This is a genomic window from Streptomyces sp. TOM-9 (genome assembly GCF_056858595.1).
Window position 1 is genome coordinate 5,096,801 of sequence record NZ_JBXEQB010000001.1, and the last position, 12,016, is coordinate 5,108,816.

General features: G+C 72.4%; 9 protein-coding genes, 1 tRNA gene, 1 other RNA gene and 1 pseudogene. 10 read left to right on the top strand and 2 right to left on the bottom strand.

All coding sequences use genetic code 11. The features are described 5' to 3' along the window. Positions 1-527 precede the first annotated feature (527 nt). Positions 528-1,438, top strand: a pseudogene (locus AC1VWI_RS23720) (tyrosine-type recombinase/integrase); the annotation flags it as partial. 79 nt (positions 1,439-1,517) lie between these two features. Here AC1VWI_RS23720 and AC1VWI_RS23725 read toward each other — a convergent pair. Next, positions 1,518-1,605, bottom strand: a tRNA-Ser gene (locus tag AC1VWI_RS23725). 72 nt (positions 1,606-1,677) lie between these two features. Here AC1VWI_RS23725 and ffs point away from each other — a divergent pair. From ffs to AC1VWI_RS23770, 9 genes are all read left to right on the top strand, one after another. Continuing rightward, an RNA gene (gene ffs / locus AC1VWI_RS23730) (signal recognition particle sRNA small type) lies at positions 1,678-1,774 on the top strand. A 111-nt stretch (positions 1,775-1,885) separates the two neighbouring features. Beyond that, positions 1,886-4,084: a DNA polymerase III subunit gamma and tau gene (locus tag AC1VWI_RS23735; RefSeq protein WP_499513034.1), complete on the top strand. Its 2,199-nt coding sequence runs from the start codon at positions 1,886-1,888 to the stop codon at positions 4,082-4,084. Positions 4,085-4,240: 156 nt separating this feature from the next. Further along, complete coding sequence (locus tag AC1VWI_RS23740) at positions 4,241-4,576, top strand: YbaB/EbfC family nucleoid-associated protein (RefSeq protein ID WP_431958833.1); 336 nt, start codon at positions 4,241-4,243, stop codon at positions 4,574-4,576. Positions 4,577-4,601: 25 nt separating this feature from the next. Beyond that, on the top strand, positions 4,602-5,201 hold the full coding sequence (recR, locus tag AC1VWI_RS23745) for a recombination mediator RecR (RefSeq protein WP_018558314.1): 600 nt from the start codon (positions 4,602-4,604) through the stop codon (positions 5,199-5,201). Further along, complete coding sequence (locus tag AC1VWI_RS23750; RefSeq protein WP_499513035.1) at positions 5,194-5,841, top strand: DUF5063 domain-containing protein; 648 nt, start codon at positions 5,194-5,196, stop codon at positions 5,839-5,841. Before recR ends, AC1VWI_RS23750 begins: the two co-directional genes overlap by 8 nt. Before the next feature lie 238 nt (positions 5,842-6,079). Beyond that, positions 6,080-7,354, top strand: coding sequence for an aspartate kinase (locus AC1VWI_RS23755; protein ID WP_499513036.1), 1,275 nt, complete (start codon positions 6,080-6,082; stop codon positions 7,352-7,354). Positions 7,355-7,641: 287 nt separating this feature from the next. Beyond that, positions 7,642-8,310, top strand: coding sequence for a SigE family RNA polymerase sigma factor (locus tag AC1VWI_RS23760; protein WP_499513037.1), 669 nt, complete (start codon positions 7,642-7,644; stop codon positions 8,308-8,310). Further along, positions 8,307-9,344 (top strand): hypothetical protein, encoded by a 1,038-nt coding sequence (locus AC1VWI_RS23765; protein WP_499513038.1) that lies wholly within the window; start codon positions 8,307-8,309, stop codon positions 9,342-9,344. Before AC1VWI_RS23760 ends, AC1VWI_RS23765 begins: the two co-directional genes overlap by 4 nt. Before the next feature lie 48 nt (positions 9,345-9,392). Next, positions 9,393-10,247 (top strand): SURF1 family protein, encoded by an 855-nt coding sequence (locus AC1VWI_RS23770; protein ID WP_499513039.1) that lies wholly within the window; start codon positions 9,393-9,395, stop codon positions 10,245-10,247. Here AC1VWI_RS23770 and AC1VWI_RS23775 read toward each other — a convergent pair. Further along, a complete protein-coding gene (locus tag AC1VWI_RS23775) occupies positions 10,203-11,993 on the bottom strand; it encodes a S9 family peptidase (protein WP_499513040.1) in 1,791 nt (596 codons plus the stop codon). The genes AC1VWI_RS23770 and AC1VWI_RS23775 overlap by 45 nt on opposite strands. Positions 11,994-12,016: the final 23 nt, after the last annotated feature.

Genomic DNA, 12,016 nt, shown 5'->3' on the forward strand with positions numbered 1-12,016 from the left:
GGGGCGCTCCCTCGCGAGCGTTCCCCCTCGGCTGACGGCTCAACGTGACGATCGCACACGGGCCCGATGAGGTCGGCGGGAGCGGTTTTGGGTCCAGAGACTGCCCGATTCGCGACCAGCGTACGGGCCCCGATCTCTCGCCCCATGGCAGCTCCAGCCTAAAACCGTGGAGCCGACCGGGCCCAGCCACCGCGGGCTACCGTCCACCGCTCGGGTGTGCTCGCTACAACTGCGCGGCCGGCGTAGCCGGGCCCGGAGCGGGGCAGAGACAAGAGCGTCGGGCCCGGCGGCGAGCCGGGGCCGCGCGCGGCGAGCGGAGCGAGCCGCCTTGATGAGGTAGAGAAATCTGTAACAGGCCTGGTCATAGCACCCGTTGTCCTGTCTCGGTTGATGGCTACAGTGTGGCTTCACCTGATGCTTGACCCTGCGGCTGCCCCGGTACTTACGGCCATCCTCACCTTGGCTGGGCCGACATCGCTGACCATCGTCGTCAGCCTTCTGTACTTCCCGGAGAGAGACCAATGGCGGTGACCGGCCTGGGAGCGCACCGCCTGGACCGGCTGGAGCCGGAGCACCTGGAGCGCTTCTACCGGAAGATGCAGGCCAACGGCAGCGCCGCCGGTACGGCACACCACGCCCACCGCACCATGCGTACGGCTCTCGGGGAGGCCCTGCGCCGCGGGCACGTCCCTACGAACGCCGCAGAGATCGCAAAGGCACCTCGCCTCGAAGAAGAAGAGATCGAGCCGTACACGATCGAGGAGATTCAGAGCCTGCTCTTGCAGGCATCGAAGCGACGCAACAGCGCCCGGTGGGTGATCCAGCTCGCCCTCGGGCTGCGACAGGGAGAGGCCCTGGGTCTGCACTGGGAGGACATCGACCTGGAGACCGGATACCTCCGCACCCGCAATAACCGCCTTCGCTCGAAGTACGCACACGGCTGCGGCGGCGACTGTGGCAGGAAAGCCGGGTACTGCCCCCAGCGCGAGCAGGTACGCCGCGAGTACGAGTCGACCAGGTCCCGGGCCGGCCGCCGCACCATCGGCCTGCCGGACCCGCTGATCAAGCTGCTCCGTCGCCACCTGGAAGAGCAGGAGCGCGAAAGGATCGCTGCCGGCGACGCTTGGCAGGGCACGGGGTACGTCTTCGCGCAGCCTGACGGCTCGCCACTGGTGCCGAACACGGCTACCACCACTGGAAGGAGCTGCTTCAGCTCGCGGGGGTACGGGACGGCCGGCTGCACGACGCTCGCCACACCGCGGCGACGGTCCTCCTTCTGCTCGGAGTCCCCGATGTCGTCGTGGACGCGATCATGGGCTGGGAACCGGGCGGCTCGGCCCGGATGCGCTCGCGGGACATGCACGTGACCGGACCGGTGCTGAAGAACGTGGCTCGCCAGGTCGGCGACGCGCTGTGGAGCTCGCCGGATACCAACTGAGACGGAAACCGGGACGGAGAACGTCGAAGGGCCCCACCGCGACCGGTGGGGCCCTTCGACAACGTGCCCGGTGAGGCACTGGCGGAGGATACGAGATTCGAACTCGTGAGGGGTTGCCCCCAACACGCTTTCCAAGCGTGCGCCCTAGGCCTCTAGGCGAATCCTCCGCGGCAAACATTACTAGACCGGAGGGAGTGCTCGCGAACTCGTTCCCGGGTGATCCGATCAGGTAGGGTGGGCGTAGCCCCTCACGTGGCGCTATCTCGCTGAACTCCCCCAGGGCCGGAAGGCAGCAAGGGTAGGTGGGCTCTGGCGGGTGCGTGAGGGGTCTTTTGCTGCCCGCGGGCCTGTGGGAACGCGGCCCGGGGCGGCCGCGGGGGCCGCCGGTGTGGGGGCCGTCACACGCGCGGGGCCCGGGTGTCGGTGGGGGCCGATATCGTCGTAGGCGTGTCCCTCGCTCTGTACCGCCGCTATCGTCCCGAGTCCTTCGCCGAGGTCATCGGGCAGGAGCACGTCACGGACCCGCTGCAGCAGGCGCTGCGGAACAACCGGGTCAACCACGCGTACCTGTTCAGCGGGCCGCGCGGCTGCGGCAAGACGACCAGCGCCCGCATCCTGGCGCGCTGCCTGAACTGCGAGAAGGGCCCGACGCCGACGCCGTGCGGGGAGTGCCAGTCGTGCCGCGACCTGGCCCGCAACGGCCCGGGGTCGATCGACGTGATCGAGATCGACGCGGCCTCGCACGGCGGCGTGGACGACGCCCGCGACCTGCGGGAGAAGGCCTTCTTCGGGCCGGCGAGCAGCCGCTACAAGATCTACATCATCGACGAGGCGCACATGGTCACCTCGGCGGGCTTCAACGCCCTGCTGAAGGTGGTCGAGGAGCCCCCGGAGCACCTGAAGTTCATCTTCGCGACCACCGAGCCCGAGAAGGTCATCGGCACCATCCGGTCGCGCACCCACCACTACCCGTTCCGGCTGGTGCCGCCCGGCACGCTGCGCGACTACCTGGCGGAGGTCTGCGAGCGGGAGGCGATCCCGGTCGAGGCCGGGGTGTACCCGCTGGTGGTCCGGTCCGGGGCCGGCTCGGTGCGTGACTCGATGTCCGTGATGGACCAGTTGCTCGCCGGTGCGGGCGAGGCCGGTGTGACGTACGCCATGGCGACCTCGCTGCTCGGCTACACCGACGCCGCGCTGCTGGACGACGTCGTGGACGCCTTCGCCGCCGGGGACGGCGCGGCGGCGTTCGAGGTCGTGGACCGCGTGATCGAGGGCGGGCACGACCCGCGGCGCTTCGTGGCCGACCTGCTGGAGCGGCTGCGGGACCTGGTGATCCTCGCGGCGGTGCCGGACGCGTTGGAGAAGGGGCTGATCGACGCCCCCGCCGACGTCGTGGAGCGGATGCGGGCCCAGGCCGGGGTGTTCGGGGCGGCGGAGCTCAGCCGTGCCGCGGACCTGGTCAACAGCGGGCTCACGGAGATGCGCGGGGCGACCTCGCCGCGTCTGCAGCTGGAGTTGATCTGCGCCCGCGTGCTGCTGCCGGCGGCCTACGACGACGAGCGGTCGCTGCAGGCCCGCCTGGACCGGCTGGAACGCCGCGCCTCCGCCGGTGGTTTCGGGGCCCCCGCGGGCGGCCCGGCGGCCCCGGTCGTGGAGTTCGGCGAGCCGCTCCCGCCCGGCGGCGGCCCCGCCGCGGCGCGCGCGGCGATGGGCGGACCGGTCCGGCCCGCCGAAGCCGCACCCGCCGCCACACCCGCACCCGCACCCGCACCCACATCCACACCGGCCCCGGCCCCGACGGCCGCCCCCGAGCCCACGCCTGCGCCCGCCGCCCCGCCCGCGCAGCCCCCTGCCGCGCAACGTCCCGGCGCCTGGCCCACCGCGGCCGCCCCCGGCGGCGGGCAGCGTCCCGGCGCATGGCCCACCGCGGCATCCGCATCGGCATCGGCCCCGCCCCCGGCGTCCGCCCCCGCGGCGCCGCCCGCGCAGGCTCCAGCTCCCGCACCGGCCGCGGCGGGCGCGCAGCCCATCGGCGACGCCTCACGCGTCCACCAGATGTGGCCCACCGTCCTCGAGGCGGTCAAGCGGCTGCGCAAGGTGACGTGGATACTGCTCGACCAGAACGCCCGGCTCGTCGGCTTCGACGGTTCGACCCTGCAGATCGGCTTCGACAACCCCGGTGCCCGCGACAGCTTCGCCAACCGCGGCCACGAGGAGGTGCTCAAGCAGGCGATCAGCGAGGCCCTGGGCGTCCAGTGGCGCATCGAGGCGATCGTCAGCCCGGGCGGCGGCCCGGGCCCGGCGGGACCCGGCGGTGGCCCCGGCGGCTCCCGTCCCGCCCCCGCGTCCCCGGCACCGTCCGCGCAGCAGCCGCACCAGCACCAGCAGCCGCAGCAACAACCCCACCAGCAGTCCCAGAGCCCGGCTCCGTCCCCGTCGCCGCCCGCCGCCGCGGCGGCCCGTGCCGCCGTCAACGCGGCGCCCGCGGCGTCCGCGTACCCGCCCGTCACCGACGAGCCGCCGCCCATCGAGTACGACATGCCCGAGGACGACGACCCGGACCTGGACGAGACGGCGCTCAGCGGCCACGACCTCATCGTGCGGGAGCTGGGTGCCACCGTGATCGAGGAGATCGCCAACGAGTAGCCGCGGCGCCCCCGTTCCCCTGTGCGGAACGGCACGGCGGGGGCGGAACGGGCGACGCGCGCCGCTCGTTCCCTCGTACGGGTAGCGCGAGCGGGCCCCCGAGCACGTAGGCTCGCCCTACCCGCACAACCGACGTCGTGAGGCAGGAGCGAGACCGTGATCCCCGGTGGTGGTCAGCCGAACATGCAGCAGCTGCTCAAGCAGGCACAGAAGATGCAGCAGGACCTCGCGGCGGCCCAGCAGGAGCTCGCCGAGACCGAGATCGAGGGTACGGCCGGCGGTGGCCTGGTGAAGGCGACCGTGACCGGAGCCGGTGAGCTGCGGGGGCTGGTCATCGACCCCAAGGCGGTCGATCCTGAGGACACGGAGACGCTGGCCGATCTGGTCGTCGCCGCCGTGCACAACGCGACCGCGAGCGCGCAGGAGCTGCAGCAGAGCAAGCTCGGCCCGCTCGCCCAGGGGCTCGGGGGCATCCCCGGCCTTCCTTTCTAGTTCCAGGCGACGAAGAGGGCACAGCGTGTACGAGGGCGTGGTTCAGGACCTGATCGACGAGCTGGGCAGGCTGCCCGGCGTGGGTCCCAAGAGCGCGCAGCGGATCGCCTTCCACATCCTGCAGGCGGATCCCGCCGACGTCCGACGGCTCGCGCACGCCCTCAGCGAGGTGAAGGCGAAGGTCAGGTTCTGCGCGGTCTGCGGCAACGTCGCCGAGGCCGACCAGTGCCGGGTCTGCCGTGATCCGCGCCGCGACCCGGCCGTCATCTGCGTGGTCGAGGAACCCAAGGACGTGGTGGCGATCGAGCGGACCCGCGAGTTCCGCGGCCGCTACCACGTGCTCGGCGGCGCGATCAGTCCGATCGAGGGGGTCGGCCCGGACGACCTGCGCATACGGGAGCTGCTGGCGCGGCTCGCGGACGGCAGCGTCACCGAGCTGATCCTGGCCACCGACCCCAACCTCGAGGGGGAGGCGACGGCCACGTATCTCGCACGCATGGTCAAACCGATGGGACTGAAGGTCACCCGTCTCGCGAGCGGTCTGCCGGTCGGCGGCGACTTGGAGTACGCCGACGAGGTCACCCTCGGCCGGGCCTTTGAAGGAAGGCGGCTGCTTGATGTCTGACAACGCCCTGGACCCCGACGACTTCGCCTCCTCGATCTCGGACCAGATCGAGAGCTTCATCCTGTCGGTACGGGAGGTCGCCAAGGGCGACGACCCCGACAGCGCGGTGCCCTACCTGCTGCTGGAGGTCTCCCAGCTGCTGCTGGCCGGGGGCCGCCTCGGGGCGCACGAGGACATCGTCCCGGAGGAGCGCTACGAGCCCGACATCGGCCCGGAGCCCGACGCCGACGAGCTGCGCCAGCGGCTCGCGGTGCTGCTGGAGCCGATCGACGTCTACTCCGAGGTCTTCGACCCCTACGTGCCGCGCAGCACGCCGGTGGCCTGCCGGATCTCCGACGACCTCGCGGACGTGGTGACGGACCTGGCGCACGGCCTGGCGCACTTCCGCGAGGGCCGGGTCAGCGAGGCGCTGTGGTGGTGGCAGTTCTCCTACCTGTCCAACTGGGGGCCGACCGCCTCGGCCTCGCTGCGGGCCCTGCAGTCCCTCGTCGCCCACGTGCGGCTGGACAGCCCGCTGGACGCGCTGGACGGACTGGACACCGACCACGGCGCGGACGACGAGGAGAAGCTCGCCGCCGAGGCCGGCCGGGTCATGGCCGCCGAGATCGCCAAGCCGCTGGGACTGCGCCCCAGCCGCTGAACCCCCACCGCGCCCGCCCCTCCCGAGGGGCGGGCGCGTGTGCGTGGCCGGGCGTCCGAGGCGGTGACCCGGGGGCCGTAGTGACCCGGAGCACGCCGCCCGGTGTGCATACGTCGGCGTGTCGTTGGGCAGATGGCTCGCAGAGTGGGCCCGGCGTCTCAGCATGTGGTATTGAGGGGTCGGTCCCGGCCTGCTCGTTAGACTGAGCCGAACGCAGTACCGGATTTGAGGAGCGCACGTGGGCCTTGTCGTGCAGAAGTACGGCGGCTCCTCCGTTGCGGATGCCGAGGGCATCAAGCGCGTTGCCAAGCGGATCGTCGATGCCAAGAAGAGCGGCCACCAGGTGGTCGTCGTGGTCTCGGCGATGGGTGACACGACGGACGAGTTGATCGAGCTCGCCGAACAGGTATCTCCGATGCCTACCGGCCGCGAGTTCGACATGCTGCTGACCGCCGGAGAACGGATCTCCATGGCCCTGCTGGCGATGGCGATCAAAAACCTCGGACACGAGGCGCAGTCGTTCACCGGTAGCCAGGCGGGTGTCATCACCGACTCCGTCCACAACAAAGCACGCATCATCGACGTCACGCCGGGCCGCATCCGCACCGCCCTCGACCAGGGCAACATCGCGATCGTGGCCGGCTTCCAGGGCGTCTCCCAGGACAGCAAGGACATCACGACGCTGGGCCGGGGCGGCTCCGACACCACCGCGGTGGCGCTGGCGGCTGCCCTGGACGCCGGGGTGTGCGAGATCTACACCGACGTCGACGGCGTCTTCACCGCCGACCCGCGCGTGGTGAAGAAGGCGCGGAAGATCGACTGGATCTCCTCCGAGGACATGCTGGAGCTCGCCAGCTCCGGTTCCAAGGTGCTGCTCCACCGCTGCGTGGAGTACGCCCGCCGTTACAACATCCCGATCCACGTCCGGTCGTCGTTCTCCGGCCTCCAGGGCACGTGGGTCAGCAATGAGCCGCGAGAGGACCAGACGGGCATGGAGCACGCGATCATCTCCGGTGTCGCGCACGACACATCCGAGGCCAAGGTGACGGTCGTCGGTGTGCCCGACAAGCCGGGCGAGGCAGCCGTGATCTTCCGGGCGATCGCGGACGCCGAGATCAACATCGACATGGTGGTGCAGAACGTGTCGGCCGCGGCCACCGGCCTGACCGACATCTCCTTCACCCTCCCCAAGGCCGACGGCCCGAGGGCGATCGAGGCCCTGAAGCGCGTCCAGGGCACCATCGGCTTCGAGACGCTCCGCTACGACGACCAGATCGCCAAGATCTCGCTGGTCGGCGCCGGCATGAAGACCAACCCCGGTGTCACGGCGCAGTTCTTCGAGGCGCTGTCCAACGCGGGCGTGAACATCGAGCTGATCTCGACCTCCGAGATCCGCATCTCGGTCGTCACCCGCGCCGACGACGTCAACGAGGCCGTACGCGCCGTGCACTCCGCGTTCGGCCTGGACAGCGAAACCGACGAAGCGGTCGTCTACGGAGGAACAGGCCGCTGAGCACCCCGATTTCGGTCGGGTGACCCAAATCTCTGGTCTGGACCGCTTGATCGGAAGCCTGTAGGCGCCAGACAATTTCAGCTCCCTGTGTGTCGCAACCGTGCGACGCGCAGGGAGCGTCTTTGTGTCAGCGCACTGCCCTACTGTGCTGCAGGCCGGGCGCGGCGCAACAGCGCCAGCAAAAGGGGCATTGGGGAAGAGTTGGTACGCATGCGCATATGTGCTACACCGTCAAAAACGGTGCCTCGGGCGTACAACCCTGACGGGGGGACGCGTGTCCAACAGGCGTGGCAGAGGCACTCGGCATCGAAGCACCCCTCGTGGGGCGGGGCAGCGCTCCGGCGCGTCCGCACGTCCGGCGGCCGTCGCGCGCAGTCGGCGGCATCCCGGTGATCGCGCCCTGGCCTGTGGTGCAGGCGCCCTCGGACCGCGACCGCGGCGACACTGACGCCGCGATGGCAGTCGGGACCACCGTCGACCACCTCACCGAGACCTACCGGGCCCACTACCGCTCGCTGCTCGGCCTCGCCGCACTCCTGCTGGACGACACCGCCTCCTGCGAGGACGTCGTCCAGGAGGCCTTCATCCGCGTCCACTCGGCCCGCAAGCGGGTCCGCGAACCCGAGAAGACCCTCGCCTACCTCCGGCAGACCGTCGTCAACCTCTCCCGCTCCGCGCTGCGCCGCCGCATCATGGGCATGCGGCTGCTGTCCAAGCCCATGCCCGACATGGCGAGCGCCGAGGAGGGGGCGTACGAGGCGCTGGAGCGCGACGAGTTGAAGGCGGCCCTGCGCAAGCTGCAGCGCCGGCAGCGCGAGGTCCTCGTCCTGCGCTACTTCGCCGACATGACCGAAGCCCAAGTAGCCGAGACCCTCGGCATTTCCCTAGGCTCGGTGAAGGCGTACGGCTCGCGTGGTCTCGCGGCGCTCCGCGTCGCGATGGAGGCCCCGGCATGACCAACCCGAACCCACCCGGCGGTATGGAACCCGAGAACGACATCGGCGGTGGCAGCCCCGAGGAGCGGCTGAACCCCGACGAACTGGCGCTGCGCCGGCTCATGCGCGACGCCGTGAGCGACATCCAGCCGGGCCAGGAGGCGCTGGAGCACCTGCGCCGCGCGGTCCCCGCCCGGCGGGCGCACCGTCGGCAGTTGCTGGCCGGCAGCGCGGCCGCGTGCCTGCTGGCGCTGGTCGCGGTCCCCGCCGCCCTGCACGCGGCGGACCTCTCCGGATCCGCCAAGACCGGTACCGCCAACGCCTCCAGCGCCCAGGACACCGGTGGCACGAACGGCGACGCGGACGGTCCGGCCGCCGGCGCCGGCACGCCCTCCCCGTCCGACGGCGACGGCCGGGCCGACGAGGACCCCACGCGCACCGGCGGCTCCCACGGGCACGTCACCCCCGGGGCGACGGGCTCCGCGGACCCCTCCGACACGCTCGCGGCCAACGCCCCGCTGTGCACCGCCGGCGACCTCGGCAACGCCTCCGGGTACGCCGGCGCCGCCGACGGCTCGGGCCGGGTCAACGGCTGGTTCCAGGTGGCGAACACCTCGAAGGGCTCGTGCACCGTCGACGGCGGCGGTTCGGTCAGCGTCTCCTCCACCCAGGGCGCGGCCGACTCCGCCCGTATCAGCGTCGTCGACCACACCCCGAACGACGGCACCACACTGCCCGACTCCCTCGGCACGGCGCTGATCCTCAAGTCCGGGCAGAGCTACCGGGTCGAGTTCACCTGGGTCCCGGCCGCCGGCGGCGATTCGGGCGGCTGCACCCCCCCGGTCACGCCGACGCCCACCGCGACCGCCACCAACACCCCGTCCGGCGAGGCGTCCGCGCCCCCGGCAGGCGTGGACGGCCCCGGCCAGGGCGGCCCGGCGGGCAGCATCGTGCTGAGCCACACGCCCGAGGCCGGAGCGCCCGTCGTCATGGCGACGATCGGCGGTGCCTGCGCCGGGACGGTCTACAAGACCGGCGCCATCGCCGCGCAGTAGCGGGGGGCGGTTCCCGGCGACGCCCGGGCGCCCCGTACCGTTGACGGCGTGTACCGGTTCCTGCTGTCCCCCCGCTGGCTGGGCGGGCACCTCTTCATGGTGTGCGCCGTGGTCGTCTGCACCTTCATGGGCAGCTGGCAGCTGAGCCGGTTCGAGGCCCGCGTCGACAGCCACCGCGCCGCCCAGGACAAGCCCGCGGCCGCCGCCCGGGACGCGGCCCCGCTGGAGCGCCTGCTGCCGCGGGCGACCTCCGCGCTCACCACCGAGACGGCCGGCCGCACGGTACGGGCCACCGGCCGCTACGACACGGCGCACCAGTTCCTCGTGCCCGGCCGTGAGGTCGACGGACGCACCGGCTACTACGTGCTCACCCCGCTGCTGACCGGCGACGGCGCGGCCGCCCTGCCCGTCGTCCGCGGCTGGCTGCCCGGCGACGCGGACCGCGCGTCCGCGGCCGGCGTGCCCGCACCGCCCGCCGGCGAGGTCACCGTCACCGGGGCCCTGCAGGCCCCCGAGGGCGCCGACACCGACGGCGCGATCGGCCGTGGCGGGCTCGCCGAGGGACAGCTGGGGATCATCAGCGCGGCGTCCCTGGTCAACCTCGTCCCCTACCAGGTGTACGGCGCCTGGATCACCCAGACCGAGGCCGTCCCCGCGCCCCTGCGGGCCGTCCCGCCGGTCGCGCCGAGCGGCACCGGCCTGGACCTCAAGGCCTTCCAGAACCTCGGCTACACCGGCGAGTGGTTCGTCTTCGCGGGCTTCGTGGTCTTCATGTGGTTCCGGCTCGTCCGGCGGGAGGCCGAGACCCGGCGCGACGCCGAGCTCGGCCTCACCGGGGAGGAGGGGCCGGTCGCGGCCTCAGCCGCCGAGGTGGCGCCGGACGAAGTCCAGCTCCAGTCGTAGCTGCTTGATCCGCTCGTCGACGACGAGCGAGCCGTGCCCGGCGTCGTAGCGGTACACCTCGTGCGCCTTGCCCAGGCCCGCCAGCCGCTCGACGTAGTTGTCGATCTGCCGGATCGGGCAGCGCGGGTCGTTGAGGCCCGCCGAGACGTAGACCGGGGCCTTGACCCGCGCCACGTAGGTGATCGGCGAGGACGCCTCGTAGCGGTCCGGGACCTCCTCGGGGGAACCGCCGAACAGGGTGCGGTCAAGCGCCTTCAGCGCCTCCATCTCGTCGCCGTACGCCGTCACGTAGTCCGCGACCGGCACCGCCGCCAGGCCCACCGTCCACAGCTCGGGCTGGGTGCCCAGCCCCAGCAGCGTCAGGAAGCCGCCCCAGGAGCCGCCGGACAGCACCAGCCGGGCCGGGTCGGCGAAGCCCGACTCCACCGCCCACGTCCGGACCGCCGCGATGTCCTCCAGCTCGATCAGGCCGACGCGGTGCTTGAGCGCGTCCGTCCACTCCCGGCCGTAGCCCGTGGAACCGCGGTAGTTGACCCGTACCACCGCGTACCCGTGGTCCAGCCAGGCCGCCGGGCCGGCCGCGAAGGCGTCCGAGTCGTGCCAGGTGGGCCCGCCGTGGATCTCGAACACCGTCGGGTACGGGCCCTCGCCCCGCGCGGGCCGCTGGACGAGCGCGTGCACCGGCCCGCCGGGCCCGTCCACCCACACGTCCTCCACCGGCAGCGAGCCCGGGGCCCGCTCACCCGGCGCCTCCAGCACCACGGCGCCGGTCGTCGACCGCACCTCGGAGGGCGCCGCCGCCGACGACCACAGGAACTCCACCGTGCCGTCGGGGCGGGCCGTGGCGCCGCTCACCGAACCCGCCGGGGTGTCCAGCCGGGTCAGCTCCCCGTCCGCCAGCCCGTAGCGGTAGATCTCGCTGCGGGCCCGGTACGAGTGCACCACCAGCAGCGCGGTGCCGTCCGGGTACCACTCCGCCGCGACGTCACCGGGCAGGTCGATCGCCAGGGCGGTCTCCGTGCCCGCCGCGACGTCCCAGACCATCGGCTCCCAGCGGCCGCGCCGCTGGTGCGCCACCAGCAGCCGGGCGTCGCCCGGCACGGGGGCGAACCCCAGGCACTCCAGGCCCAGTTCCTTCGTGCCGCCCTCGCTGTCGTCCAGCTCCGCGACCGTCGTGCCGTCGGTCGTGACGACCCGCAGCGCCGAGTGCATCGCATCGCCGTGCTCGGTGTGCTCGACGACGACCAGCGTGCCGTCCTCCGACAGCGCGCCGACCCCGCCCGACTCCTCGTGCCGGTAGATCTCCACCGGCTCCGCCCCGGGACGCACGACGTGGATCGTCGTGCCCTCCTCGTCGGTGGAGCGGCCGACCACCGACAGCCCGCCCCGGCCCAGCGCCAGCCCCGCGGGGTACGAGGGCTCCAGACCGGGCGCGGCCGGCTCGTCCGGGCCGCCCGCGAAGGGCTGCCGCATCCAGACCCCGAACTCGTCCCCGTCGGTGTCCGCGAACCACCACACCCACGCGCCGTCCGGCGTCAGCGTCCCGTCCGACGTGCCGTTCGGCCGGTCGGTGACCTGCCGCTGCGCCCCGGTCGTCCGGTCCCACGCGTACAGCTCGTAGGTACCCGTCGCATTCGACACGAACAGGCTGCGGTGGGGGGCGTCCTCCGCCCACTCCGGCAGTCCGACGCGTGGCGCCCGGAAGCGCTTCTCCCAATCCGGCATACCAGCCATGACGTCGCTCATGCCACCATCAAACCCGATCGCGC